This window comes from Pseudomonas sp. LS_2, assembly GCF_042709235.1.
GTDB lineage: Bacteria > Pseudomonadota > Gammaproteobacteria > Pseudomonadales > Pseudomonadaceae > Aquipseudomonas.
This window is the reverse complement of the sequence record NZ_JAVAYC010000029.1, coordinates 37071-62946: the sequence shown is the minus strand read 5'-3', so window position 1 is coordinate 62946 and position 25876 is coordinate 37071. Positions and strand designations below refer to the sequence as shown.

At 63.2% G+C, this 25876-nt stretch carries 22 protein-coding genes; 11 read left to right on the top strand and 11 right to left on the bottom strand.

The window, feature by feature from the left end; translation table 11 throughout:
- Nucleotides 1-345 precede the first annotated feature (345 nt).
- Nucleotides 346-1221 (top strand): formate/nitrite transporter family protein, encoded by an 876-nt coding sequence (locus RAC97_RS20880; protein WP_375101365.1) that lies wholly within the window; start codon nt 346-348, stop codon nt 1219-1221.
- Here RAC97_RS20880 and RAC97_RS20875 read toward each other — a convergent pair.
- Nucleotides 1218-2312 (bottom strand): MBL fold metallo-hydrolase, encoded by a 1095-nt coding sequence (locus RAC97_RS20875; protein WP_375101366.1) that lies wholly within the window; start codon nt 2310-2312, stop codon nt 1218-1220. The genes RAC97_RS20880 and RAC97_RS20875 overlap by 4 nt on opposite strands.
- Nucleotides 2313-2440: 128 nt before the next feature.
- On the opposite strand from RAC97_RS20875, the gene RAC97_RS20870 reads away from it, so the two are divergent.
- A complete protein-coding gene (locus tag RAC97_RS20870) occupies nt 2441-3517 on the top strand; it encodes a diguanylate cyclase (protein ID WP_375101367.1) in 1077 nt (358 codons plus the stop codon).
- Between the two features lie 56 nt (nt 3518-3573).
- Nucleotides 3574-6156, top strand: coding sequence for an EAL domain-containing protein (locus RAC97_RS20865; RefSeq protein WP_375101368.1), 2583 nt, complete (start codon nt 3574-3576; stop codon nt 6154-6156).
- 8 nt (nt 6157-6164) lie between these two features.
- On the opposite strand, the gene RAC97_RS20860 is transcribed toward RAC97_RS20865, so the two are convergent.
- The 8 genes from RAC97_RS20860 to RAC97_RS20825 form a co-directional block, all read right to left on the bottom strand.
- Nucleotides 6165-6485 (bottom strand): DUF2025 family protein, encoded by a 321-nt coding sequence (locus tag RAC97_RS20860; RefSeq protein ID WP_375101369.1) that lies wholly within the window; start codon nt 6483-6485, stop codon nt 6165-6167.
- A 149-nt stretch (nt 6486-6634) separates the two neighbouring features.
- The gene (locus RAC97_RS20855; RefSeq protein ID WP_375101370.1) at nt 6635-7504 is read right to left on the bottom strand and encodes an efflux RND transporter periplasmic adaptor subunit; all 870 of its coding nucleotides are present in this window, start codon (nt 7502-7504) and stop codon (nt 6635-6637) included.
- Between the two features lie 11 nt (nt 7505-7515).
- Nucleotides 7516-7722 (bottom strand): DUF1656 domain-containing protein, encoded by a 207-nt coding sequence (locus tag RAC97_RS20850; RefSeq protein ID WP_375101371.1) that lies wholly within the window; start codon nt 7720-7722, stop codon nt 7516-7518.
- A complete protein-coding gene (locus RAC97_RS20845; RefSeq protein WP_375101372.1) occupies nt 7709-9697 on the bottom strand; it encodes an FUSC family protein in 1989 nt (662 codons plus the stop codon). The genes RAC97_RS20850 and RAC97_RS20845 overlap by 14 nt, the downstream gene beginning before the upstream one ends.
- A 148-nt stretch (nt 9698-9845) precedes the next feature.
- Nucleotides 9846-9953 carry a cytochrome c oxidase subunit CcoM gene (ccoM, locus tag RAC97_RS20840; protein WP_375101373.1) on the bottom strand — a complete coding sequence of 36 codons (108 nt, stop codon included), beginning with the start codon at nt 9951-9953 and terminating at the stop codon, nt 9846-9848.
- Between the two features lie 145 nt (nt 9954-10098).
- A complete protein-coding gene (locus RAC97_RS20835) occupies nt 10099-10260 on the bottom strand; it encodes a hypothetical protein (protein ID WP_375101374.1) in 162 nt (53 codons plus the stop codon).
- Between the two features lie 65 nt (nt 10261-10325).
- Nucleotides 10326-10658, bottom strand: a complete 333-nt coding sequence (locus tag RAC97_RS20830; RefSeq protein ID WP_375101375.1) for an aspartate-semialdehyde dehydrogenase — start codon at nt 10656-10658, stop codon at nt 10326-10328.
- A 109-nt stretch (nt 10659-10767) separates the two neighbouring features.
- On the bottom strand, nt 10768-11463 hold the full coding sequence (locus tag RAC97_RS20825) for a M949_RS01915 family surface polysaccharide biosynthesis protein (protein ID WP_375101376.1): 696 nt from the start codon (nt 11461-11463) through the stop codon (nt 10768-10770).
- Nucleotides 11464-11580: 117 nt separating this feature from the next.
- Between RAC97_RS20825 and rapA the strand changes: the two genes are divergently transcribed.
- On the top strand, nt 11581-14427 hold the full coding sequence (rapA, locus tag RAC97_RS20820) for an RNA polymerase-associated protein RapA (RefSeq protein ID WP_375101377.1): 2847 nt from the start codon (nt 11581-11583) through the stop codon (nt 14425-14427).
- 216 nt (nt 14428-14643) lie between these two features.
- On the top strand, nt 14644-16908 hold the full coding sequence (locus RAC97_RS20815; protein ID WP_375101378.1) for a putative bifunctional diguanylate cyclase/phosphodiesterase: 2265 nt from the start codon (nt 14644-14646) through the stop codon (nt 16906-16908).
- Here RAC97_RS20815 and RAC97_RS20810 read toward each other — a convergent pair.
- Nucleotides 16808-17695: an NAD(P)-dependent oxidoreductase gene (locus RAC97_RS20810; RefSeq protein WP_375101379.1), complete on the bottom strand. Its 888-nt coding sequence runs from the start codon at nt 17693-17695 to the stop codon at nt 16808-16810. The two genes, RAC97_RS20815 and RAC97_RS20810, sit on opposite strands and share 101 nt — an antisense overlap.
- Before the next feature lie 200 nt (nt 17696-17895).
- On the opposite strand from RAC97_RS20810, the gene RAC97_RS20805 reads away from it, so the two are divergent.
- Nucleotides 17896-20067: a hypothetical protein gene (locus RAC97_RS20805; protein WP_375101380.1), complete on the top strand. Its 2172-nt coding sequence runs from the start codon at nt 17896-17898 to the stop codon at nt 20065-20067.
- Between the two features lie 150 nt (nt 20068-20217).
- Here RAC97_RS20805 and RAC97_RS20800 read toward each other — a convergent pair whose 3' ends face one another.
- Nucleotides 20218-20523, bottom strand: coding sequence for a DUF2288 domain-containing protein (locus tag RAC97_RS20800; RefSeq protein ID WP_375101381.1), 306 nt, complete (start codon nt 20521-20523; stop codon nt 20218-20220).
- Nucleotides 20524-20881: 358 nt separating this feature from the next.
- Here RAC97_RS20800 and RAC97_RS20795 point away from each other — a divergent pair, with 358 nt between their 5' ends.
- The 5 genes from RAC97_RS20795 to RAC97_RS20775 all read left to right on the top strand — a co-directional run bounded on the left by RAC97_RS20795 (nt 20882) and on the right by RAC97_RS20775 (nt 25875).
- A complete protein-coding gene (locus RAC97_RS20795; protein ID WP_375101382.1) occupies nt 20882-21997 on the top strand; it encodes a branched-chain amino acid ABC transporter substrate-binding protein in 1116 nt (371 codons plus the stop codon).
- A gap of 235 nt (nt 21998-22232) precedes the next feature.
- Nucleotides 22233-23156, top strand: coding sequence for a high-affinity branched-chain amino acid ABC transporter permease LivH (livH, locus tag RAC97_RS20790; RefSeq protein ID WP_375101383.1), 924 nt, complete (start codon nt 22233-22235; stop codon nt 23154-23156).
- Entirely contained in the window at nt 23153-24409 is a 1257-nt protein-coding gene (locus RAC97_RS20785; protein ID WP_375101384.1) for a high-affinity branched-chain amino acid ABC transporter permease LivM, read from the top strand. The genes livH and RAC97_RS20785 overlap by 4 nt, the downstream gene beginning before the upstream one ends.
- Nucleotides 24406-25173 (top strand): high-affinity branched-chain amino acid ABC transporter ATP-binding protein LivG, encoded by a 768-nt coding sequence (livG, locus tag RAC97_RS20780; protein WP_375101385.1) that lies wholly within the window; start codon nt 24406-24408, stop codon nt 25171-25173. The genes RAC97_RS20785 and livG overlap by 4 nt, the downstream gene beginning before the upstream one ends.
- Complete coding sequence (locus tag RAC97_RS20775; RefSeq protein WP_375101386.1) at nt 25174-25875, top strand: ABC transporter ATP-binding protein; 702 nt, start codon at nt 25174-25176, stop codon at nt 25873-25875. It begins immediately after the preceding gene.
- Nucleotide 25876 lies beyond the last annotated feature (1 nt).

Here is a 25876-nt window from a genome sequence, read left to right as displayed (position 1 = left end):
CCCATACTCACAAGCACCCACACGAATTGCTTGATTCGACTTGTTAAAGAGCGTTTGGCGAAGCGTTTCGCTTCAACCGAGGCCGCGCATTCTACAGCAGCCCTACTTCGTGTCAAGCGTTGTTTTGAAGTTTTTTAAAACTCGCTTTCTTTCGAAAGCCTTCAACTTCAATTACTTACCGCTTGCCTCGCTGCGTGCATCGCGGCGAGGAGGCGAATAATACGCGGTTTGATTTTAGAGTCAACACCCGTTGGCAAAAAACTTTTGCTCGCCTGCAAACACCTTGCGGGCAACTAATTGCAGCGCCATTGATCTGTTAGAGAACACCCCTGGAGCGGAGCCATCATGAGCGAGGCGCAGAGCGACAAAACACCCGGCCTGTCGCCGGACGAAGAACAAGAGGTCAGCCACAGCCAGCCACCTCGGGCTGCCGTCCTTCACGAGATCATCCGCAGCCAGGGCGACCAGGAGTTGGAGCGCACCCTCGCCGCCCTCTGGTGGTCGGCGCTGGCCGCTGGCTTGACCATGGGCTTGTCGCTCATGGCCATGGGCTTGTTCTATGCGCGGCTGCCTGAAGGCGAAAGCAGCCAGGTTATTGCCAGCCTTGGCTATAGCGCAGGCTTTCTTGCGGTGATACTGGCACGCCAGCAACTCTTCACCGAGAACACCCTCACCGCAGTGCTGCCGATCATGACCACGCCCACCCTGGCGAACTTCGGCCGCCTGCTGCGCCTGTGGAGCATCGTGCTGGCCGGCAACCTGGCAGGGACACTGCTGGTGGCCTGGGTAATGCTGGAGCTGCCGATCTTCGACAGCAAGACCGACATCGCCTTCCTTGAGGTGGGCCGCAAGGTGATGCAGAACGACATCGGCCAGATGTTCGCCAAAGGCATCGTCTCTGGCTGGATGATCGCCACCATGGTCTGGATGATCCCGTCGATGGAGCACGCCAAGATATGGATCATCCTGATCATCACCTACCTGATGGCCCTGGGCGACTTCACCCATATCGTGGTCGGCTCGGTGGAGGTGTCCTACCTGGTATGGGCAGGCGATCAAACCTGGACGACCTTCTGGCTCGACTTCGCCCTGCCTACGCTAGCCGGCAACATCATCGGCGGCAGCTTCATCTTTGCCCTGATCAGCCACGCCCAGGTGCGCAGCGACAGCGGCAAGCCGCCGTCGAAGCTGCTGAAGAAGGAGCCTGATACCGAGCCCTAACGCGTCGCCACTGCCTGGTCGGCAGTAGACTGGCGTTGACGAAGCGGACGCGGCTGCCACCAGTTCTGCCCGGCATGAGGCGAGTCGATACTGATCCGCTCGCCCATCTGCGGAGTACTCACTTGCACCTCGGCCTGCGCGGCCAGCGCGACGATACGCTCGAACGGCTCCTGCCAACCATGGATAGAGAGGTCGAACGTGCCATTGTGGATCGGCAACATCCAGCGCCCACGCAAATCGAGATGCGCCTGCAAGCTCTGCTCCGGCTGCATGTGCACGCTGGGCCAGGCCAGGTTATAGGCCCCGGTTTCGATCAGGGTCAGGTCGAATGGGCCGAAACGCTCGCCGATCACCTTGAACCCATCGAAATACCCGGTATCGCCACTGAAGAACAGGCGTACCTGCTCATCAATGACCACCCATGACGCCCAGAGCGTGCTGTTGCTGTCGAACAGCCCGCGCCCCGAGAAGTGCTGCGCAGGGGTGGCGACGAAACGTATGCCCTGCACTTCGGTGGCCTGCCACCAACCCAGCTGCCTGACCTTTTCGGCCGGCACGCCCCACCCCACCAGGCGATCGCCAACCCCCAGTGGCGCGAGGAAAAACTCCGTGCGCGGGGCAAGTTGGCGGATGGCCTGCTCGTCGAGATGGTCGAAATGATCGTGGGAGAGAATCACCGCTGCCAGCGGTGGCAACGCCTCCAGCGCCAGGGGTGGCGCATGGAAGCGCTGCGGGCCGGCCCATTGCACCGGAGAAGCGCGCTCGGCGAACACCGGGTCGGTAATGAAGTAGTGCCCTCGCAGCTTGAGCAACACGGTGGAGTGCCCAAGGCGCCACAAGCTGTGGTCCGGCGCATCGAGCACCTGCTGGCGCGTCATTGCCTGCAGGCTTGGTGGCGTGGCGGGACGGGTTTCGGGCGGTTTGCGCAGGAACAGGTACTTCAGGCCGATGCGCAGCTTCTTGAGCGTGCCGTCCTGGGGCAACCGCGCCTGATTGTGGAAACGTCCATCGCGGTATGGCGCCGACTCGTCGCCAGGTGAGGCCATGGGGAGCATGAGCAGGAGCACTCCGAGCAGGAAGTAAGGCCTCATGTTATCCCACAGTGATCGGATCAACCGTGAATTGGCTTGTAAGGTCATTTTTCAGCGTTGAATGATTGTTCAACATCATTCCTGCAAGTTATGCGATAAACGGCGCATGGACCCCAAAGACCCACATCATGATCGACAATAGAAGCGGCAAGGGCCTTTCCTTCGTCAAGCGCATCTACCTGCCACGCACCATCGGCCTGGGTATCGGCCTGTTCAGCGTCATGGCAGGGATGGTCCCGCTGCACCCACCGACCTGGGTCTGGGTGCTGTTGCTGCTCAATGGCCTGGCATGGCCGCACCTGGCTTACCAGTGGGCACGGCGTTCGGCGCAACCCTACCGCGCCGAGCAACGCAACCTGATGCTCGACTCCCTGTGCGGCGGCTTCTGGGCGGCAGCCATGCACTTCAACCCGCTGCCGTGCGTGACCATCCTGTCGATGATGACCATGAACAACGTCGCCGCCGGTGGCAAGCGCCTGGTATTGCGCGGGTTGCTGGCGCAAGTGGCGGGCATGCTGCTGGCCACCGCCCTGCTGGGTACCGGCCTGCAATTGCAAGCCACCGCACCGCAGGTGTATGCCTGCTTGCCGATGTTGACCCTCTACCCCCTCGCGCTCGGTTGGGTCTGCTACCAGCTTGCGATCAAGCTGGCCGAGCACAAGCGCCGCCTCAGCGCCCTGAGCCGCACCGACAGCCTCACCGGCCTGCTCAACCACGGTTCCTGGAAAGACCTGCTGCTGCTGCGTTTCCAGGCGTGCCGGCAACAACATACCCCCGCGGTGATTGCGCTGATCGACATCGACCACTTCAAGACCATCAACGATACCTTTGGCCACGTGGTCGGCGATTGCGTGCTGCGCCAGATCAGCCACGACCTCAAGCGCAACCTGCGCGAGGACGACCTGGCAGGCCGCTACGGCGGCGACGAGTTCTGCCTGATTCTTCCCGGCATCGACCTCGGCCAGGCATGCCTTGTGATGGAGCGCCTGCGTGAACAGGTCGGCAGCTATCGCAACCCAAAACTGCCGACCCTGCGTATCAGCCTGAGCATCGGCCTATCGGTATACGGCCCTAGCCTGGCATCACCCGACCAGTGGCTGGAAGATGCCGACAAGGCGCTTTACGCCGCCAAGCACCACGGGCGCAACCAGGTCAATTTCACCCATGGCGAAGCCGGGGCGCTCAAGCTGGCCTATCCTGACTGAACCTTCGTCCTGACTGCACCGCGCATGACGTGCAGTCACCAAGGAGTCGTTCGAGCATGGACAGGTCCACCGACCTTTTGCCCGCCAGCACCACACCCCGCCTACAGGTTCGCCGTCTGATCGGCGGTTTCTCCGCACTGTTCGCCGTGGGTTGCCTGATCGCCCTGGGCGCGTTGTTCAACATCGCCGCCACCCTCGACCAGCAAGCGCAGGAACGCAGCCTCTTCTACGCTGGGCAGGCCTTGCAGCAACGGCTGTTGGCCTCGCGCCAGTTCCTTTCCAGCTATGCGGTATGGGATGCGGCCTACCAGCACCTGGCCGGCCAGGTCGACTGGCAATGGGCCTATGAGCAGAGGAACGTCGGCGAATCGTTGTACAGCGCCAGCGGCTATGAAGGGGTGTTCGTGGTCGATGACCAGCACACCACCTACGCCCTGTTCAAAGGCAAACCTACCGACTCGCCCGCCAGCGCTTTCATCGACGAGACCCTGGCGCCGATCATCGCCCAGGCCCGTCAGGCCGCACCGGCGCGCGAGCAAGTCACCCACTTCGTACGCCTCAATGGTTGGCCGGCAGTACTCAGCGCAGCGGCGATTCGCCCGGACAGCGACGTACTCGACAGCGACGTGGCCAAGGCCCCGGTCATGCTATTCGTCGACCAGCTGACCGACGACAAGCTCGCCCGCCTGGGGAAAGGCGCCGGCTTGCAAGACATGCGCATCGAGAAGAGCAGCGGCGATGCCCAAGGCCAGCCGCGTATAACCCTGGGCGAGACCGGCTACCGCCTGGCCTGGAGCAGCCCACAACCGGGCCGACAACTGCTCTGGGCAGTGCTGCCGCCCTTGCTCGGCGTGCTGCTGGCAGTCGGCTTGGTGTTGGCCTACCTGTTCCGCCACGCGCTGCGCAGCTCGCATGCCATCGAGGACAGCCTGCTGCGCCTGCAACAAAGCAACCGCGCCCTGGAAGCCAGCGAACAGCGCTTTCGAGCGGTGGCGGAGGCGGCCTCGGACTGGATCTGGGAAACCGACCGCCACCAGCACCTGACCTACCTTTCCCAGCGCTTCGCCAAGGTCACCGGCTACCGGGTAGAGGACTGGCTGGGGCAGCCGCTCAACCAACTGCTTGCCTGCGATACCACCCCGTTGTCACCCTGGCTCGACAGCCAGACCGACGGCGACCCGCAGCAGTTGGCCAACCTGCGGTGCAGCTATCGCGACCCCGGCGGGCAGAACCGCTTCTGCCGGATCTCGGCGCGGGCGATCCTCTACGACAACACGCTCATCGGGTTCCGCGGCACCGCCAGCGACATCACCGATGAAGTGGCGGCCCATGCGCGTATCCAACATCTATCGATGCACGACGCCCTTACCGGCCTGGCCAACCGCAACAAGCTGTCCCGCCACCTGGAGCAAGCGCTGCTACGCGGCAGCGACTCGGCGCCGCTGACCCTGCTGTTGCTCGACCTGGACAACTTCAAACCCATCAACGATTCGCTCGGCCACGCCGCAGGCGACACGGTATTGCAGGAGGTGGCCACCCGCCTGCGCGACACCACCCGTGACGGTGACCTGGTGGCACGCCTGGGCGGTGACGAGTTCGTCGTGGTGCTGGGCGGCATGGACAACCGCAGCGAGATAGACCGCTTCTGCGCGCGCCTGATCGAACTGTTGCAACAGCCGATCCTGCATGACGAGCAGCCGATGCACATCGGCGCCAGCATCGGTGTGGCCCAGACCCGCGCGCAAGGCTTCGACGCCGGCGAGCTGATTCGCTGCGCCGACATCGCCCTGTACCAGGCCAAGGCCGATGGCAAGAACACCTGGCGCTACTTCTCGCCAGAGATGAACCAGCAAATCCAGTACCGTCGGCAACTGGAGAACGACCTGCGCCGCGCCCTCAAGCAGGAGGAATTCGTCCTGCACTACCAACCGCGCTACCGCCTCGAAGACCTGTCCATCGTTTCGGTCGAGGCCCTGTTGCGCTGGCAGCATCCCCAGGAAGGCATGCTCGCCCCAGACAGCTTCATTCCCCTTGCCGAACAGAGCGAACTGATCGTCGCCCTGGGCCGCTGGGTGCTACGCGAGGCCTGCACGACCGCACGCAGTTGGCCCGATGGGCTGCTGGTGTCGGTGAACCTTTCGCCTGCGCAGTTCTCGCGCAGCGACGTGGTCGCCGATGTGCGCGAAATCCTTCTGGAGACCGGCTTTCCGGCGCAGCGCCTGGAGCTGGAAATTACCGAGAACGTGATGCTCAACGACATCGAAGGCGCCCTGGGCACCATGCTGGCCCTCAAGGAGCTGGGGGTGCGCCTGAACATGGATGACTTCGGCACCGGCTATTCTTCCCTGGGTTACCTGCGCACCTACCCCTTCGACAGCATCAAGATCGACAAACGCTTCATCGCCGGGCTCAACAGCCAGAGCGGCAACGACCGCGCAGTGGTGCAGGCGATCATCAACCTGGGCAAGGCCATGGGCCTGACCGTGACCGCCGAAGGGGTGGAAACCGAGCAGCAGCTACGGGCGCTGGGCAAGGAGCGCTGTCACGAAGTGCAAGGTTACTACCTCAGCCGGCCGGTGGACCGCCAGGCCTTCGAAGCCTTGCTCGAGCAGCGCCACGCACGCCCAGGGACGCCCTGAATACGGCTTCAGCGCAGCCGGCGCTCGGCCAGGATTTCCGGCCGGTCGGTGCGTTGCAGGTAGATGCGCAACGCCAGGCCCAGGTTCAGGCGATCATCCACATGCTGGCCCGCAAGCAGCGCCAGGCGTTCGCGACACAGTGCCATGCGCTGGCCCGCCTCGGGCCGCCAGACGAATTCGCTGCACGGCACGATGCTGTCGTCGGCCACATCCATGCCGAACGAGTCTTCGGAAAAACGCACGATATGGCTGCCGCGCTTGCCGTGGAAACCGACGAAGCCCTTGAGCTGGTCGGCGGCGCTGCAGATGTCCTGGGAAGTGATGGCCATGACGTTACCTCGCAAAAAGTCGGAAGGAACGCACGCCGGGCGGGAACGGTTGCCTCTGGCGGGCAACGCGCTGGGTGCAGACTAACGCAAGCGACCGTCACTCCACCAGCCATGCCTGCGACCCGTTCATGACCAGACAGGAGCCAGGCTCAGCGCTCGGCCTGGTCCTCGTGCACCTGCACGCTGGCGGTCATGCCGGCGCTGAGTACCACCCCGTCGGGAATGGTGTCCAGGCGGATGCGCACCGGAATGCGCTGCGCCAGGCGCACCCAGTTGAAGGTGGGCTCGACTTCCGGCAGCAACTGGCCGTCGGGGTTGCTGTTACGGTCGGTGATACCGCGGCTGATGCTTTCCACATGCCCTGGAATCGACTCCCCCGCCCCCATCAGCCACACCTTGACCGAGTCGCCGACCTGGATACGCGGCAGCTTGGTCTCTTCGAAATACGCCTGGATATAGAACGTCGACTCGTCCACCAGCGCCATCACCGCCTGCCCGGTGTTTACATAATTGCCCTGGGCCAGGCGCAGGTTGGTGATGTAGCCGCTGCGCGGCGCCCGCACTTCGCTGCGCGTGAGGTTGATCTGTGCCACCTGCACCTGGGCCTGGGCCTCGTGCAACTGGCCGCGGGCGATGGCGGCGTTGATCTGCGCGTTCTCGCGCAGCTCCGCGCTGATCGCCTGCGGACCCAGGGCATTGCGCCGGGCAGCCTCGCGTTCGCGCAGGTGCAACTGCTGGGCGCGCGTGTCGGCCACGGCGCTGGCCTGGTCGAAGGCCGCCTTGAAACGCTCGCGGTCGATGGTCATGAGCACCTCGCCGGCCTTGACCTGCTGGTTGTCGTGTACCTGCAACTCGCGCACCCAGCCGGACACATCCGGCGCTATCACCACCACATCGGCGCGCACGCGGGCATCGCGGGTCCAGGGTGTGAGCATGTAGTACTTCCACAGCTCGGCGCCGGCGAACACGGCGATGGCCACCACGCTCAGGGTGACCAGGATACGAACGGCTGCGCGCATGGACTGACTCCTTACAAAGGCCCGAGTAGATGTACCACCAACGACAGCACGCAGACGAACAACGCGGTGTCGAACAACGCTTCATGCCAGATCCAGCGCCCAAGCGGGGTGGCCTGTACCACCAGGCGCAATGCAGCGGTCATGGCCAGGGCCATCAGCACATAGATAAGGAAGGGGCTGAGCAGCACCCCACCCAGCGCCCATTCACGTAGCCCCATGCATGTCCTCCTGCCAGCGGCACCATTTGCCCCAGCTCTTCTGTAACTGCAATACCGCGCCCTCGGCCAGGCGCAGCGGGTCGCTGGCCGGCTGTTGGCGCAAGGCCTCGATGAACTGTGCGCTGGCAATGTCCAGGCGTTGACCCTGGCCAGGGGCCGGGCCACCTGCCAACACCGATTCGAGTTGCTGCAGGTATCGGCGGTCGGCGCCAGCCATCGAGACATTGGCCAGCGCCAGGCACATGCGCAGGTGCAGCAGCTCGTCACCGATGTCCAGGCCGTGCAGCCCGTCATCCCAGCGCTTGCGTTCGCTTTCCGGCAGCTCGCTGGCATGCCGGGCCAGCTGCATCAGGCGGTCGGCCATGCGCCCGCCGAACCAGCTGTCGGCACCACGCAGGTCGCGGCGGGTCAGGCGCACCAGGTCACTCTGGGTCGCGGCCCGCAGGCGTCGCCCCAGCCAGGCGGGGTGACGCAGGACGACCAGGCGGAACGCCAGCACCGCAGCGCCGACGCCCATCAGCATCGCCTGGGCGTTATTGAGCATCACAGCCACATCGAAATGCATGGCATTGAGCGGCGATACCAGCACGATGAAATGCAGGCAGTAGGAGGTGGCGGTTGGCCCCGTGCGCGGGTGCGCCATGCCCAAGGCGCCGAAGAACAGCGGCACGCCCATGCCAAGGAAGAGCATGGCGAAGCTGCTCCACTGCGGTAGCAGCACCTGCCCGACCAAAAACGCCACCGGTATCGCCAGCAGGATTCCACGCAAGAAGCTCAGGCCGATCTGCGCGCCGTTCTCGCGACTGGCGAACAGGCTGCACACCACGCAGGTCAGCACCAGCCCGCCGGGCGCGGCAGGCCAGGCGGTCGCCAGCCAGAAGCTGCTCATCACCAGGAAGGCCAGGGCACTGCGCGAACCGAACAGCAGCGCCAGCGGCAGGTCGCGATGCACGGCCAGGCCCTGGGAAGCGTCCTTGGGCACCCTGCCCTGCTCGACATCCTGCATGGCCTGGGTCGCGGCCATGGTGAAATCCAGCAACAGTGCCAGGCGCGCCAGGCAGAAATGCTCGGCGGGGCTGATCCGCTCGTCATGGGCGGCATCCCAGATGCGCTGACGCAAGAGCAACAGGCTGGGCGTGTCGGGCGTCGCGAGCTGAGTGCGTACTTGCTCCAACCAGGGCGCCAGCTGCTCCGCCTCCCGGGTATCGAGCTGACGCCACTGGCGGCGTACCGAACGGGAAATACGCAGCAGCACCATGAGCTTCTGGCTCAAGCCGCGAATGGCCTGAGCCCGCAAGCGGCCACTGCGGCCCTCGAACCAAGCGTGTTCGCGTTGCGCATCGATCGCCACGATGCGCCCAAGGATATCCAACAGCCCTTCGCGCGCTTGATCCTCGCCGCCCAGCATCGCACGGGCTGCCTGCAAGCCGTTGTGCCAGGCCTGGCGTGCCTGGCCGGCCAACTGCTGCTCGACGCGCATCGGCCACACCAGCGCACTGCTGGCCGTGGCGCAGACGATGCCCAGGCAGATCTCGGTGCAGCGGGCCACGGCCTGGTCGAACACCTGCAACGGATGGTCGATGGCCGGCAGCGAGATGATCGCTACGGTGTAGCCAGCCAGGACGAAGGCATAGGCCCAGGCACTGCGCAGTTGGGTGGAAGCGGCGGTGCACAAGGCCAGCCACAGTGCCAGCGCCAGCAGGAACAGCCAGGGCGCCTGGGCGAACAGGCCGATGAACACCACCGACATGAAGGTGCCAACCAGCGTCCCGGCCAGGCGCGCCAGGCCCTTTTGCACCACCATGCCCGACAGCGGCTGGGCAACGATGAAGGCAGTCATCAGGGCCCAGGCAGGCTGCTCCAGGCCCCAGCGCATGGCCAGCCATAGCGCCAGGCCACCGCCCAGCAAGGTCTTGAGGGCGAACTTCAGGGCGAGGACGTTGGGGACGAACAGGGCCTGGAAAGTGATAGGCACGAAATGGACCTTGCGCCGGAGGGATGCTTACAAGATAGACAACGGGAAACAGGACACTGCCAATACAAAACCGCCAGGCAAAAAAAATGGGCGACCGAAGTCGCCCTAAATGCCTTGCGTGCCCCTGAACCTGGAAGGGTCAGCGCGCCTAGCGCTTGTTCGAGTCCTTCCAGACGAAAAATCCCAGACCGGCAAAGAACACCACCATCAACCCGACCGTGATCACACCCGCGATAACGACATTGTCGAAGAACATGGCGGCCTCCCGAAGTGTTGCCGTTGTCCGATGAGCACAAGGTAACGAATCGGCGGGAGGAAAAAATTGACCGGGATCAATGCGGGCCCGGAGCCGGGCCTGGGAGGGGCGCAGGTTTGACCTGCATCAGTTTTCGGCGTTGCTGTCAGCGTTTGCCGGGCTTGCCCTTGGGCTTTTTCTTCTTGCCCGAACCCAGTGGCATGGCCTGCTCGAAGGCCTGACGCATGTCGTCCAGGCGCTTGTCGTTGATGTCGTGGATGCGTTTGGCGCGCTCGGCGCCGAAATCGATCAGTTTGTCTTGGCTCATGGGCGGGCTCGACGTACGGGATGGCACCATGATGAAGCCTTGCGCAGGCGCTGAACAGCCCTGGGTCAGACTTCGATATCGACCAGCAATCCCTGGCGCGGGCGTTCGCCCAGTGGCGCTACCGGCACGGTGTTGTCGGCGTTGAGCTCATCGCCGGCCAGGGCACTGTAGGGGACATCCTGCTGCTCCTGCCTTTCCCGCTGTTGCTGCTGGCGGCGCTGCTCTTCGCGCTGGCGCAGGGCCTGCTCCTCAGGGTCGCGCTGCTGCTTGAGGTCGATGGTGCCGTCGCTGGACGTCGGTTGGGCCGGCACCACGGGTGGAATATCCGGCGTGGGCTTGACCGGGTCGAGTTGCGAGGTCACTGGGGCAGCACTGAGCGGGATGATCGGCGGCAGCATGGGTTTTCTCCTATGGCCTTTGTATCGGCCAACCGCCAGCCGCCTTGAGCGCCCGCGGGCAAGTGTGTGCGGCACGTCACAGCGTCGCGCCTGCAAGTATAGACCTCAGCTACCGGGCATCGTCATCCAGCTCGTCTTCCGACGGCGGGCTGGCTTCGCTCCAGGGCCTCTTGTAGACCTGCTGCCACACGGCATCCAGGTGCTCGCGCAACACCTGCGAGGCATTTTTGAGCGAAGCGCTGTCCTCGCGCGTGCCGCCTATCGGCTCCTCGGCAGCCGGGGTGATCAGCGACTGGCCGGTGATGCTGTAGATGGCCTGGCCTTCGCGCAGTTCGATGGCGATGTCGTGGGGGTCGATGCCACCACCGCAGAAGGCGTGGCTGGCCACGGTCAGCTCAGCGACGCCATCCTTGTTCAGGTCGCTGACATCGCTGACATCGGTATAGAAGTCCACATCCAGGTCCAGCCCCGGGCAGGTGGTTTCCTGCTCGATCTGCCAGCGCGGCTTGAAGGGGTCGGCATCGGCCTTGCGCCCATACAGCGTGGCCTTGAGGATCACCTTGTCGACTTCCTGCTCGCTGTCCGGGTCGGTGGCCTGGCCATCGGCGCGGCTCAGCACCAACAGCCCTTCGCCGTCACGGTCGCGAAAATGCACGCTCTTGATCGGCGTCTGCACGCCGAGCACTTCCAGTTGCTCGACCGGAATCGGCGGCAGGGTCTCGAAGCTTTTCTGTTCGCAGGCGCTCAGCAGCAACAGGCTGCCCAGGCCCAGGGAGGCGTTCAACCAGCGGCGCGTGAAAGGCATGTCGGCACGTGGCTCTCTTGGCAAGGCGGGTATTCGTCGATGAAGTGGCGGGACGCTATGGTCCGCCCGGGCTATCCGTTAGAATAGTCCGCTTTTCATGGCGGGAGTTCAGGCAGTATGGCGCAGCAGTATCAACCGGGGCAACGCTGGATCAGCGACAGCGAAGCCGAGCTCGGCCTGGGAACCATCCTGGCGCAGGATGGCCGCCTGCTGACCGTGCTCTATCCGGCCACGGGCGACACCCGCCAGTACTCGCTTCGCAGCGCACCGCTGACCCGCGTGCGCTTCTCGCCAGGCGACCAGATCACCCACTTCGAGGGCTGGAAGCTGACCGTGCGCGAGGTCGAGGACGCCGACGGCCTGCTGGTGTACCACGGGCTCGACCAGCAGAACCAGCCAAGGGTGCTGCCCGAAACCCAGCTGTCCAACTTCATCCAGTTCCGCCTGGCCAGCGACCGCCTGTTCGCCGGGCAGATCGATCCGCTGGCGTGGTTCTCGCTGCGCTACAACACCTTGCAGCACACCAGCAAGCAGATGCTCTCGTCGCTGTGGGGCCTGGGTGGCTGCCGCGCACAACCGATCGCCCACCAATTGCACATTGCCCGCGAGGTCGCCGACCGCAGCGCGCCGCGGGTTCTGCTGGCCGACGAAGTAGGCCTGGGCAAGACCATTGAAGCGGGCCTGGTTATCCACCGCCAGTTGCTGTCCGGGCGTGCCAGTCGCGTGCTGATTCTGGTGCCGGAAAACCTCCAGCACCAATGGCTGGTGGAAATGCGCCGGCGCTTCAACCTTCAGGTGGCGCTGTTCGATGCCGAGCGCTTCATCGAAAGCGATGCCAGCAACCCGTTCGAAGATGCCCAGCTGGCGTTGGTCGCCCTGGAGTGGCTGGTCGACGACGAAAAGGCCCAGGATGCGCTGTTCGCTGCGGGCTGGGACCTGCTGGTGGTCGACGAAGCCCACCACCTGGTGTGGCACGAGCAACGGCCTAGCCGCGAATACTCGCTGGTCGAGCAGTTGGCAGAAGTCATCCCTGGCGTGCTGCTGCTCACCGCCACCCCCGAGCAACTGGGTCAGGATAGCCATTTCGCCCGCCTGCGACTGCTCGACCCCAACCGTTTCCACGACCTGGCCGCGTTCCGCACCGAGAGCGAGCACTATCGCCCGGTTGCCGAAGCGGTCCAGGAACTGCTCGACGAAGGTCGCCTGTCACCCAAGGCCCACGCCACCATCCTGGGCTTCCTTGGCGCCGAGGGCGAAGCGTTGCTGGCAGCGGTCAGTGACGGCGACAGCCAGGCCAGCGCCCGGCTGATCCGCGAACTGCTCGACCGCCACGGCACCGGTCGCGTTCTGTTCCGTAACACCCGTGCGGCGGTCCAGGGCTTCCCTGAGCGCCAACTGCACCCCTACCCGCTGGCCAACCCCGAGCAGTACCGCGACCTGCCCAGCGGCGAGCGCGCCGAGCTGTACCCGGAAGTGGCGTTCCAAGCCCAGGCCGACAGCGGCGAAGACGATCGCTGGTGGCGCTTCGACCCACGGGTCGACTGGCTGATCGACACTCTGAAGATGCTCAAGCGCACCAAGGTCCTGGTGATCTGCGCCCACGCCGAAACCGCCATGGACCTGGAAGACGCGCTGCGCGTGCGCTCCGGTATTCCAGCCACCGTGTTCCACGAGGGCATGAGCATCCTTGAGCGCGACCGCGCCGCAGCCTACTTCGCCGACGAGGAATTCGGCGCCCAGGTGCTGATCTGCTCCGAAATCGGCAGTGAAGGTCGCAACTTCCAGTTCGCCCACCACCTGGTGATGTTCGACCTGCCGGCCCACCCCGACCTGCTCGAACAGCGTATCGGCCGCCTCGACCGGATCGGCCAGAAGCACACCATCCAGCTGCACGTCCCGTACCTGCAGGAAAGCCCCCAGGAGCGCCTGTTCCAGTGGTACCACGAAGGCCTCAACGCCTTCCTCAATACCTGCCCTACCGGCAACGCCCTGCAGCACCAGTTCGGCCCGCGCCTGCTGGCGCAGCTGGACGGCGGCGACAGCGCCCTGTGGCGCGCCCTGGTGGCCGAGGCCCGCGCCGAGCGCGAGCGCCTGGAAGCCGAGCTGCACAGCGGCCGCGACCGCCTGCTGGAGCTCAACTCCGGTGGCGCCGGCGAAGGGCAGGCGCTGGTCGAGGCGATCCTGGAGCAGGACGACCAGTTCGCCCTGCCTATCTATATGGAAACCCTGTTCGACGCCTTCGGCATCGACAGCGAGGACCATTCGGAAAACGCCCTGATCCTCAAGCCGAGCGAAAAGATGCTCGACGCCAGCTTCCCGCTGGGCGACGAGGAAGGCGTGACCATCACCTACGACCGCAGCCAGGCACTGTCGCGCGAGGACATGCAGTTCCTGACCTGGGAGCACCCGATGGTGCAGGGCGGCATGGACCTGGTGCTGTCCGGCTCCATGGGCAACACCGCCGTGGCGCTGATCAAGAACAAGGCGCTCAAACCCGGCACCGTGCTGCTCGAACTGCTGTACGTCAGCGAAGCGGTGGCCCCGCGCAGCCTGCAACTGGGCCGCTACCTGCCACCGGCGGCGCTGCGCTGCCTGCTCGACGCCAATGGCAACGATCTGGGGCCGCGGGTAGCCTTCGAAACCCTCAACGACCAGCTCGAAAGCGTGCCCAAGGCCAGCGCCAACAAGTTCATCCAGGCCCAACGCGATGTGCTGGCCCAGCGCATCGCTGGCGGCGAGGCGAAGGTCTTGCCGGTGCACGAAGCCCGCGTGAGCGAGGCGCAACAGCGCCTTGCAGCCGAGACCGACGAGGAGCTGGCACGCCTGATCGCCCTCAAGGCCGTCAACCCGAGCGTGCGCGACAGCGAGATCGATGCGCTGCGCAAGCAGCGTGAAGATGGCCTGGCGATGCTCGACAAGGCCGCGCTGCGCCTGGAGGCGATCCGCGTACTGGTCGCGGGCTGATACACGCCAGCAACAACATCGCGGGATAGGTCGGCAAAGTAGTGCCGGCCTGCCCCGCGATTTTTTATGCCCCTTCGCTATGACCTCGATATCCAAATGGTAGAAACCAAAGTGCCATTAATCAGGAAGGCTTAAGCCCCCGTTCCTATACTCCATCTTCAACAGTCTCCAAGGGCATGGGGAGACCAGAGTGCGAACTCGACGATGGGGCAAGCAATGGAATGGCTGGGACTGCAACTTTTTGCCGAATTGCCGACGACTGGACAGATCGTTCTCGACTGCCGCCACAACCCTTTCCTGGTGCTGATCGCCTACCTGGTCGCGTGCGCAGCATGCTTCGCCACGCTGGACATGGCCGAGCGCCAGAGCCATAGCGAAGACCGCTACGCGCGTCGGCAATGGCGAGTACTGGGCGCCTGCTGCCTGGCCAGCGGCATCTGGGCCATGCACTTCATCAGCCTGCTGGCGTTTCAGGCACCGCTGGAAGTGCACTACGACATGCCCCTGACCGCCCTTTCGCTGATGATCGCGCTGTTGGCCGCGTGGCTGGCGATGAACAGCCTCAACCGCGGCACGATGCGACTGCGGCATTACCTGCAGGCCGCGCTGACCATTGGCGTGGGGATCACGGTGATGCACTACGTGGGCATGGCGGCACTCAAGACCAGCGCCCTGCAGTACTACCAGACCGGCCTGCTGGTGAGTTCCTTGGGCATCGCCATCGTCACCAGCCTGGTCGCGCTGCTCATGGCCAGGTACTTCCGCAGCGGCAGCGGCACGTTGCACCTGCTGATGAAATATGGCGCCAGCCTGGTGATGGCTGGCGGTATCGTGCTCACCCATTTCACCGGCATGGGCGCCATGTCGCTGGTAATTCCCAGCGACGTGCCGGTGCGCCTGCCCTCGGCCGACAACAGCCTGCAACTGGCACTGGCGATCGCTTTCGTCACCTTGCTGATCAGCGCCAGCAGCATCAGCGCCGCGCTGTCGGACAAGAAGCTGCAAAGCAAGGAGCACGACCTGCGCCGGGTCAATGTGCTGCTCAGCCAGCTCGACCAGGCGCGTGTCTCGTTGCAGCAGGCCGCGCACTACGACGCCCTCACCAACCTGGTCAACCGCCGCGGCTTCAACCAGGTCTTCGCCGAACGCCTGGCCGAGCAAATGGCCAATGGCGGCATGCTGGCCGTGATGTTCCTCGACATCGACCATTTCAAACGCATCAACGACAGCCTCGGGCACGCCGCCGGCGATGAACTGCTCAAGGTGATCTCGGCCCATATCAAGGCCGCGACCCGCACCCAGGATGTAGTGGCGCGCTTCGGCGGCGACGAGTTCTGCATCGTCACCAGCCTGCACAACCGCGACGAAGCACGCCATCTGGCCCAGCGCATCATGCAGCGGATGAAAGAGCCGATCGACGTTGGCGGGCGGCGCATGGTCATGACGACCAGCATCGGCATCAGCATCTTCCCCGACGACGGCCGCACTGCCGAGGAGCTGCTGAAAAACGCCGACCTCGCGCTTTACCAGTCCAAGGGCTGCGGGCGCAACAACCTGAACTTCTTCGCCAGCAGCCTGAAGACCCGCGCCACCCTTGAGCTGCAACTGGAAGAGGAACTGCGCGTGGCGCTGCTGGATGAAGGCGGCCTGCGCGTGCACTACCAACCCATCTTCGACCTGCGTAGCGGCCAGGTGGCAAAGCTCGAAGCCCTGGTGCGCTGGCAACACCCCCAGCACGGCCTGCTCAGCCCAGACCGCTTCATTGCCATCGCCGAGGCCAACGGGCTGATCGCCGAGCTCGACCTGTGGGTGCTGCGCCGCGCCTGCGAGGACCTGGCACAGCTCGGCCGACACGGCCATGGCAACCTGAAAGTGTCGGTGAACTGCTCGGCCCTGACCCTGGGCCGCGAAGAGCTGGCCAGCGAAGTGGAAATGGCGCTGTTCCAGGCCGGCCTCGCGCCACGCCAGCTGGAACTGGAGGTGACCGAGAATGCCTTGATGGGCGACATGCAGCGCATCACCAGCCTGCTCAAGGGCATTCGCGCGCAAGGGGTGGCGCTGTCGATCGACGACTTCGGCACCGGCTATTCATCGCTGGCCTACCTCAAGCGCCTGCCACTGGATGTGCTGAAGATCGACCGCTCGTTCATCCAGGATGTGCCAGGCAGCCAGAAGGACCGGGAAATCGTCCAGGCCATCATCATCATGGCCCACACCCTGCACCTGCAGGTGGTCACCGAAGGCGTGGAAACCGTGGAGCAGTACGAGTTCCTGGCGGCCCACGGTTGCGACTTCATCCAGGGCTACCTGCTCAGCCGCCCGGTGCCGCTGGCCGAATTGCGCCCGGTGCTGGAGCGGCTCGACCGCCAGGACAACGACTTCACGCCTTGCCGCGGTACAGCGTTACCAGGGTCGCTGGATCTTTTTGCAGATTCCCCTGACTACCATGCAGGCGCATCATCTGCGCGGCGAGGCCACTGAGCGGCGTCGCCGAACCTTGTTCACGGGAAAACTTCACTGCGGTATCGAGGTCCTTGAGCAAGGTGCGTACATGCCACTTGACTGGCTCGAAACGGCTGTCGGCCATCTGCGGCGCCAGGATCTGCAAAGGCTTGGAGTCGGCAAAACCGCCTGCCAGCGCCTCGGCGATCAGGTCGGCCTGCACCCCTGAGCGCTCGGCAAGGGCAACCACCTCGGCAATCACCAGCGCATTGCAGGCGACGATCATCTGGTTGCAGGCCTTGGTCACCTGGCCTGCGCCCACGCCGCCCATATGGGTAACCCGCTGGCCCAGGGTCAGCAGTACCGGGCGTGCTCGCGCCAGGTCGTCGGCTTCGCCACCGACCATGATCGCCAGGGTTCCTGCTTCTGCACCCGGGGTGCCGCCGGACACTGGCGCATCCAGCCAGGCCATGCCGCACAGGGCAGCGAGCTCGACAGCCATCTCACGGGTAGCGGTCGGCTCGAGGCTGGAAAGGTCCACCAGCAACTGACCATTGCTGCCACCCCGGGCAATGCCCTGTTCGCCAAACACCACTTCGCGCACTACAGCGGTATCGGCCAGGCACAACAGCACCATGTCGCTGCCCTGGCACAACGCCGCAGGGCTTTCGGCCAGGCGCGCCCCCGCCGCGACCAGCTCGGCGCACTTCTCCGGGCTACGGTTCCATACGCTCAGCGGATACCCGGCTGCCAGCAGGCGGCGGCACATCGGCAGGCCCATCAGGCCGATTCCGGCAAACCCCAGTGAAGGTAATGCTGTGTTCATCGATGACTCCCGGCAGATTAAAGAACAGGACGATTCGGGCGATGCAGTGCTGATGCACAGAGGGAGCAAACCCTGAGTGCTTATAGGGCAAACCCCTATCGCGTAAGCAAAAGGCGCACTGATACAGTCGCCAGATTTCTCCGTGATGGCTAGATGACATATCGTCCAGCGACCCACCACCTCAAGGCAAATGGCGCACTATGACCTCCAATAATACTTCTGCCAATGCAGTGCCCGAGTCCTCGACCAGCTCAACCTCGCTGACCCTCGGTGGTAACCCGGTCGCTCGCAGCGTCCCGGGGCAATACCTCTACTACACCGAGAACGACATCCAACGCATCCTCGAAAACCTCGACGGCCTGCGCGACATGGTGTTCCCGCAACGCCTGCACGTGGAAGACGAGACGCAACTGCGCCTCGATCAGCAGTTCCCCTCGGTGTGCCTGATCGGCCTGGGACGTTGCGGCTCGAACATCGCCCTGGACGTGGCGGAACTGGTTTACAACGCACGCACCTTCTACCTCAACGAGTTCAACAACGAGGACCGCATCAAAGGCGAAGTCGGCCACAGCCCCGCGCGCTGGATCCGACAGAACCTGCGCCTGGTGCAGAACAAGGGCACCAAACCGGTGTTCCTGGTCGAACCCCTGGTGATGCTGGGCGACCTGGACAAGGACATCGCCGGGCGTATCCGTTTCTCGCGCAAGGGCGAGCGCGGCGGTTTTCTGCGTGACTACAGCAAGATGAAGATCATGGACCTGTCCGAAGTCCATGCAGGTGGCGCCGGCAACGCGCCGATCCTCGGCCAGTACCTGGCCAAGATCATTCTCAACAAGGAAACCCAGCGCTTCTCCAGCGCCGACTGGAAGCTGATCCATTCCTACCTGATCGACTCGTGCGGCATCAAGGCCAACCAGTCGCGCCTGTACTTCTACATCTTCAGCGCCGGCGGCGGTACCGGCTCGGGCATGGCCTCGGAGTTCGGCCTGGCCCAGCAGTACTCGTACATGAACAAGACCTTCGACACCAAGCCGGCCGACGAGAACGACGGCAAGAGCGGCCACTCGTTCGTCTTCGAGCCGATCTTCACCAGCGGCATCTGCGTGCTGCCGAACATTTCCGACCACCGCAGCGAAATGTCCGAGGCCCTGCACATCAACGCCGGACGCTTGCTATGCAAGTACCTGTCGGAGGAATGGGACTTCTCGTACAACTTCGACAACGAAGACAGCAGCGAAGCCAGTGTCATGGGGCGTATCCGCCCATGGAACGCGATGATGCTGATCTCCAACGACATCATGCGCTACGCCGAGGAAAGCGACGACGGCACGATCCAGAACATCGACGTCAACGCCATGGAGAAGCATGCGAACCAGTACATCTCGCAGCAGATCTTCAACATCCTCACCGCCCAGGCGGTGACCACCGACTACGACCAGAACTACTTCCGCCGGGCCGGTATCGATATCGGCGAGACCATTCGCCTGGACGCCAACGACCTGTTCATGAGCCTGGCCGGCCCCGTGGCCATCGCCTACGCCGAGTCGGTGGTCCCGGAAGTACCGGCGCAGCCCTCGGACAAGTTCAAGGTATTCGAACGCGAACCCCCGCGCCTGGACATCGACGACCTGTTCTTCCGCTCCATCGACCTGCCGCACTTCAACAAGCAGACCCAGGCCATCGAAGGCATCAGCCTGCTGCCGATCGAGTCGCGCCGCTACCGCGCAGCGCTGGAGCAATACAAGGCCTCGGGCTACGACGCAGCGGCCCTGCACGACTTGCACTTCTTCAAGAACTGCTCCTCGGTGGTGTCGATCGTCTCCTTGCCCAAGGACTACAAGCTGTCGTACATGGACCTGAACCGGCTCAAGACCCACCTCAACAGCCTGTTCCCCAACACCACGCTCAAGCGCTATGCCCTGGTGATCGGTGCCTCGGCCAACCTGTCGCTGACCACCCTGATCGCCAAGAGCCCGTGCCTGTCGGACGACTTCCTGACGCTGATCGTGGCCTTCATCAAGCGCTGCTTCGCTCGCTCGCCCTATCGCTTCGACGATACCCTGGACAACGCCATCCTCGAGTTCATCACCAGCGAGCACTTCGATGAAGGACGTATCGACGACTTGCTCAACGAGTTCGAGAACCCAGCGAAGATCCTCGATACCAACTGGTACGCGATCAAGCCGATGTACGAGAAGAAATACCGCGAGTTGATCAATGACAAGAGCCGTTTCGTGTCGATCAATGACATCCGCCTTTCGCGCGAATGCGTGAAGAAGGCGGTGAAGTACCTGCGCGAGATCTTCCGCCACCGTATCGGCAAGACCCGGGTGATTTCCCTGAACCAGCACACCGGGCGGGTGGACTACTGAGGCCAGAGGGGTCGCCCGGCGACCCCGTTACGCTTACGTAAACTGTTACCGCACGTTCGTACCAACAGGGGGGTTGTTACCAACAGCCACCCTCATGCTGTGCGATACCGAGCACAGATTTGGTGCGCCTGTGCGTTTTTTCGCACCAAATCAGATCACCCGCTTTTCTTGCATGACCACGAAAGGCGAAACCACCACCGCCCAGATCTGCGGATCACGGGTTTGCAGGTCTAGCGCCTGCTCTGCGCTGAGCGGCGCGACAGTGCCATCACTGCGCCATTTGGCGAACATTTCGCTGCGATTGTCCGCCATGGCCTCGGCGACGGCGATCAGGTCGAGACTCGGCGCGACCCAAATCAGGTCACCCTTGGCCCAGAAACGCTCCAGCGCTTTCCACTCGATGGTCGCGGTCTCGCCGAGCAATTTGGCATAGAGGGTGCTTGTTTGATCAGTCATGGGTTTTCCTGCGACAAGAACAGCCGTTAAAAGGCCGCTATTTTTGCAGAAAAACCTGGTTTCAAATATGTAATTTGGTCGATCGGTCCCGCGCCAGTGGGGTTGGACCAGGGATGGCAGCAAAGCATTGGCGCTTTTCTGTATCTTTATGTCGATCATGCGACAACCACGGAATAAGGCGCTTTTCCCACGCTTTTCAAGCGCTCGGGCAGCGCTCTAAACTGTGCCGGTACAGTTCCGGGACAAGTTCCGGGGGATGGTGGGCTTTACGACAAGGCGTGGCCATGTCGGGGGATCCGCCCGGTCTGTAGCCCTGACACCAGGACTATAAGAATTACAACAGAATGAGTGGAGCACTATGATCAAGATTTCCAAGCTGTTCGCCGCGATGGTCCTGGCCGGGGTAGCCAGCCATTCGTTTGCCGCCGATACCATCAAGATCGGTATCGCTGGCCCTAAGACCGGTCCGGTCACCCAGTACGGCGACATGCAGTTCGTTGGTGCGAAACAAGCCATCAAGGACATCAACGCCAAGGGCGGCATCGACGGCAAGATGCTCGAGGCCAAGGAATACGACGACGCCTGCGACCCTAAACAGGCCGTGGCAGTCGCCAACAAAGTGGTCAACGATGGCGTCAAGTTCGTCGTCGGCCACCTGTGCTCCAGCTCCACCCAGCCTGCGTCCGACATCTACGAAGACGAAGGCGTGATCATGATCACCCCAGCAGCCACCAGCCCGGAAATCACCGCCCGTGGCTACAAGCTGATCTTCCGCACCATCGGCCTGGACAGCGCCCAGGGCCCTGCCGCCGGCAACTACATCGCCGACCACGTCAAGCCGAAGGTCGTCGCGGTACTGCACGACAAGCAGCAGTACGGTGAAGGCATCGCCACCGCGGTCAAGCAGACCCTCGAGGCCAAAGGCACCAAGGTTGCCGTGTTCGAAGGCCTGAACGCCGGTGACAAGGACTTCTCCTCGGTCATCCAGAAGCTCAAGCAGAACAACGTCGACTTCGTCTACTACGGCGGCTACCACCCAGAGCTGGGCCTGATCCTGCGCCAATCGCAGGAAAAAGGCCTGAAAGCCAAGTTCATGGGCCCGGAAGGCGTGGGTAACGACTCCATCTCGCAGATCGCCCAGGGCGCCTCCGAAGGCCTGCTGGTCACCCTGCCGAAGTCTTTCGACACAGACCCTGCGAACAAGGCCATCGTCGACGCCATCAAGGCTGACGGCAAAGACCCGAGCGGTCCGTTCGTGTTCCCGGCCTACTCGGCTGTCGAGCTGATCGCCGAAGGTATCAAGGCAGCCAAGTCCGAAGACACCGACAAGGTGGCCGAGGCCATCCACGCCGGCTCCTTCAAGACCCCGACCGGCACCCTGTCCTACGACGAGAAAGGTGACCTGAAAGACTTCAAGTTCGTTGTCTACGAATGGCACTTCGGCAAGCCGAAAACCGAAGTCTCCCCTCAGTAACTGCGTGACTAATAGCTGACCGAGAAGCCCACTGTGCGAGCAGTGGGCTTTGTTTTACGAGGTTCATGGACCTGATTCCCGCGATCCGGGGGCCGGTCTACCTGAAAATCTTAAAACCGTCACCCGCGGTTTCCTGGTAGAGCCCAACAACGATCACGTGGCGAAGACCACGAGAACAAGGGCCGGGGTCACCCCCCGCCAGAGAAATGCAAATCAGGTTTTTAGGAGCGCTGTAATGCCTGAGATCTACCATTTCCTACAACAACTGGTTAACGGATTGACCATCGGCAGTACCTACGCCTTGATCGCCATTGGCTACACGATGGTGTACGGCATCATCGGCATGATCAACTTCGCCCACGGCGAGGTGTACATGATCGGTTCCTACGTGGCCTTCATCGCCCTTGCTGCGCTGGCCATGATGGGTATCCATTCGTTGCCGATCCTGATGACCGTGGCCTTCGTCGCGACGATCTTCGTCACCAGTGCCTATGGCTACAGCATCGAACGGGTCGCCTACCGGCCGCTGCGTAACAGCAACCGCCTGATCCCGCTGATTTCCGCCATCGGCATGTCGATCTTCCTGCAGAACACCGTGCTGCTCTCGCAGGATTCCAAGGACAAGTCCATCCCCAACCTGATCCCCGGCTCCTTCTCCTTCGGCCCAGGTGGCGCGGAGGAAGTACTGGTTTCCTACATGCAGATCCTGGTGTTCGTGGTCACCCTGGTGGCCATGACCTGCCTGACACTGTTCATCTCCCGTTCTCGCCTGGGCCGCGCCTGCCGCGCCTGTGCCGAAGACATCAAGATGGCCAACCTGCTGGGCATCAATACCAACAACATCATCGCCCTGACCTTCGTCATCGGTGCAGCCCTGGCAGCCGTAGCGGCCGTATTGCTGAGCATGCAGTACGGAGTCATCAACCCCAACGCCGGTTTCCTGGTGGGCCTGAAGGCCTTCACCGCGGCGGTACTGGGTGGCATCGGCAGTATCCCGGGCGCCATGCTCGGTGGCCTGGTGCTGGGTGTAGCCGAAGCGTTCGGTGCCGACATCTTCGGCGACCAGTACAAGGACGTCGTGGCATTCGGCTTGTTGGTTCTTGTCTTGCTGTTCCGGCCGACCGGCATCCTGGGCCGTCCGGAGGTTGAAAAAGTATGAACAGAAATCTCAAACAGGCGTTCTTCAGCGCCTTGCTGGTCTGGGCCGTCGCCTTCCCGGTGCTGGGCCTGAAACTGAGCATCGATGGCATCCGCCTGATCGTCCACAGCCAAGGTACCTTCACCATCGGCATCATCGCCGTGTGCTCGGTGCTGATGTTCCTGCGCGTGCTGTTCGACAAGCAGTGGAGCGCGGTGATGGGCAGCCGTTCCGAGCGCAAGCTGGTGCCGGCATCCGTCAGCAACTTCCTGACCCTGCCCAAGACCCAGCGCTGGGTCATCCTCGGCCTGATCGTGGTCGCCCTGGTATGGCCGTTCTTCGGTTCGCGCGGCGCAGTCGACATCGCCACCCTGATCCTGATCTACGTGTTGCTGGGCCTGGGCCTGAACATCGTGGTCGGTCTGGCGGGCCTGCTCGACCTGGGCTATGTCGGCTTCTACGCGGTCGGTGCCTACAGCTACGCCATGCTCTCGCACTACCTGGGCTGGAGCTTCTGGGTCTGCCTGCCGATCGCCGGTCTGATGGCTGCCACGTTCGGCTTCCTGCTGGGCTTCCCGGTGCTGCGCCTGCGCGGTGACTACCTGGCCATCGTGACCCTGGGCTTCGGCGAGATCATCCGCCTGTTCCTGCGAAACCTCACGGAATGGACCGGCGGCCCCAACGGCATCAGCAACATCGAGAAGCCAAGCTTCTTCGGCCTGACCTTCGAACGTCGCGCCGCCGAGGGCATGCAGACCTTCCACGAGTTCTTCGGGCTGGAATACAACTCGATCAACAAGGTCATCTTCCTCTACCTGGTGGCCCTGCTGCTGGCCCTGGCGGCACTGTTCGTCATCAACCGCCTGCTGCGCATGCCGATCGGACGTGCCTGGGAAGCGCTGCGTGAAGACGAGATCGCCTGCCGTGCGCTGGGCCTGAACCCCACCGTGATCAAGCTTTCGGCCTTCACCCTGGGTGCCAGCTTCGCCGGTTTCGCCGGTAGCTTCTTCGCCGCGCGCCAAGGCCTGGTCACTCCGGAATCGTTCACTTTCATCGAGTCGGCGATCATCCTCGCCATCGTCGTGCTTGGCGGCATGGGCTCTCAGTTGGGCGTGATTCTCGCGGCCATCGTGATGATCCTGCTGCCCGAGCTGATGCGTGAGTTCAGCGAATACAGGATGCTGATGTTCGGTGCGCTGATGGTGTTGATGATGATCTGGCGTCCGCAAGGCCTGCTGCCTATGCAACGTCCACATATGGAGCTGCGTCGATGAGCCGCGAAATTCTGAGTGTCAGCGGCCTTAGCATGCGCTTCGGCGGCTTGTTGGCGGTCAACGGCGTGGGCCTGACCGTCAAGGAAAAACAGGTAGTGGCGCTGATCGGCCCGAACGGCGCCGGCAAGACCACGGTGTTCAACTGCCTGACCGGCTTCTACAAGCCTAGCGGCGGGACTATCCTGCTCGACGGCCAGCCGATCCAAGGCCTGGCCGGCCACGAGATCGCCCGCAAGGGCGTGGTGCGGACTTTCCAGAACGTGCGCCTGTTCAAGGAAATGACCGCGCTGGAGAACCTGCTGATCGCCCAGCACCGCCACCTGAACACCAACTTCTTCGCGGGCCTGTTCAAGACCCCGTCCTTCCGCCGCAGCGAGAAGGAAGCGATGGAGCGTGCCCAGTACTGGCTGGAGAAGGTCGAACTGACCGACTTCGCCAACCGCACCGCCGGCACCCTGGCCTACGGCCAGCAACGCCGCCTGGAAATTGCCCGCTGCATGATGACCCAACCGCGCATCATCATGCTCGACGAGCCAGCAGCAGGCCTGAACCCCAAGGAAACCGAGGACCTCAAGGCGCTGATCAGCTACCTGCGTGAATCGCACAACGTGACCGTGCTGCTGATCGAGCACGACATGAAGCTGGTCATGAGCATTTCCGACCACATTGTGGTCATCAACCAGGGCACCCCCCTGGCCGATGGCACGCCGGAGGAGATCCGCGACAACCCTGATGTGATCAAGGCCTACCTGGGGGAAGCGTAAATGCTGAAGTTCGAGAACGTTTCCACCTTCTACGGCAAGATCCAGGCGCTGCACAGCGTCAACGTGGAAATCAACCAGGGCGAGATCGTCACCCTGATCGGTGCCAACGGCGCCGGCAAGTCCACCTTGTTGATGACCCTGTGCGGCTCGCCGCAGGCGCACAGCGGCAGCATCAAGTACCTGGGTGAAGAGCTGGTCGGTCAGCCTTCCTCGCACATCATGCGCAAGAGCATCGCGGTGGTGCCGGAAGGCCGCCGCGTGTTTGCCCGCCTGACCGTCGAGGAGAACCTGGCCATGGGCGGGTTCTTCACCGACAAGGGGGACTACCAGGAGCAACTGGACAAGGTCCTGGAGCTGTTCCCGCGCTTGAAAGAGCGTTATGTACAGCGTGGCGGCACCATGTCTGGCGGCGAGCAGCAAATGCTGGCCATCGGCCGCGCACTGATGAGCAAGCCCAAGCTTCTGCTGCTCGACGAGCCGTCGCTAGGCCTGGCGCCTATCATCATCCAGCAGATCTTCGACATCATCGAACAACTGCGCCGTGACGGCGTGACGGTGTTCCTGGTAGAGCAGAACGCCAACCAGGCGTTGAAGATCGCCGACCGTGCCTACGTGCTGGAAAACGGCCGCGTGGTCATGCAAGGCACCGGTGAAGCGCTGCTGACCGACCCGAAAGTGCGCGACGCGTACCTGGGCGGTTGAT

Coding starts and splice junctions, on each gene's coding strand:
- RAC97_RS20785 (WP_375101384.1), top strand. CDS start 23,153: ATGAACAGAAATCTCAAACAGGCGTTCTTCAGCGCCTTGCTGGTCTGG.
- RAC97_RS20860 (WP_375101369.1), bottom strand. CDS start 6,485: ATGGCCATCACTTCCCAGGACATCTGCAGCGCCGCCGACCAGCTCAAG.
- rapA (WP_375101377.1), top strand. CDS start 11,581: ATGGCGCAGCAGTATCAACCGGGGCAACGCTGGATCAGCGACAGCGAA.
- RAC97_RS20825 (WP_375101376.1), bottom strand. CDS start 11,463: ATGCCTTTCACGCGCCGCTGGTTGAACGCCTCCCTGGGCCTGGGCAGC.
- RAC97_RS20775 (WP_375101386.1), top strand. CDS start 25,174: ATGCTGAAGTTCGAGAACGTTTCCACCTTCTACGGCAAGATCCAGGCG.
- RAC97_RS20810 (WP_375101379.1), bottom strand. CDS start 17,695: ATGAACACAGCATTACCTTCACTGGGGTTTGCCGGAATCGGCCTGATG.
- RAC97_RS20880 (WP_375101365.1), top strand. CDS start 346: ATGAGCGAGGCGCAGAGCGACAAAACACCCGGCCTGTCGCCGGACGAA.
- RAC97_RS20815 (WP_375101378.1), top strand. CDS start 14,644: ATGGAATGGCTGGGACTGCAACTTTTTGCCGAATTGCCGACGACTGGA.
- RAC97_RS20800 (WP_375101381.1), bottom strand. CDS start 20,523: ATGACTGATCAAACAAGCACCCTCTATGCCAAATTGCTCGGCGAGACC.
- RAC97_RS20830 (WP_375101375.1), bottom strand. CDS start 10,658: ATGCTGCCGCCGATCATCCCGCTCAGTGCTGCCCCAGTGACCTCGCAA.
- livH (WP_375101383.1), top strand. CDS start 22,233: ATGCCTGAGATCTACCATTTCCTACAACAACTGGTTAACGGATTGACC.
- RAC97_RS20855 (WP_375101370.1), bottom strand. CDS start 7,504: ATGCGCGCAGCCGTTCGTATCCTGGTCACCCTGAGCGTGGTGGCCATC.
- RAC97_RS20865 (WP_375101368.1), top strand. CDS start 3,574: ATGGACAGGTCCACCGACCTTTTGCCCGCCAGCACCACACCCCGCCTA.
- RAC97_RS20875 (WP_375101366.1), bottom strand. CDS start 2,312: ATGAGGCCTTACTTCCTGCTCGGAGTGCTCCTGCTCATGCTCCCCATG.
- RAC97_RS20835 (WP_375101374.1), bottom strand. CDS start 10,260: ATGAGCCAAGACAAACTGATCGATTTCGGCGCCGAGCGCGCCAAACGC.
- RAC97_RS20870 (WP_375101367.1), top strand. CDS start 2,441: ATGATCGACAATAGAAGCGGCAAGGGCCTTTCCTTCGTCAAGCGCATC.
- RAC97_RS20795 (WP_375101382.1), top strand. CDS start 20,882: ATGATCAAGATTTCCAAGCTGTTCGCCGCGATGGTCCTGGCCGGGGTA.
- RAC97_RS20850 (WP_375101371.1), bottom strand. CDS start 7,722: ATGGGGCTACGTGAATGGGCGCTGGGTGGGGTGCTGCTCAGCCCCTTC.
- livG (WP_375101385.1), top strand. CDS start 24,406: ATGAGCCGCGAAATTCTGAGTGTCAGCGGCCTTAGCATGCGCTTCGGC.
- RAC97_RS20805 (WP_375101380.1), top strand. CDS start 17,896: ATGACCTCCAATAATACTTCTGCCAATGCAGTGCCCGAGTCCTCGACC.
- ccoM (WP_375101373.1), bottom strand. CDS start 9,953: ATGTTCTTCGACAATGTCGTTATCGCGGGTGTGATCACGGTCGGGTTG.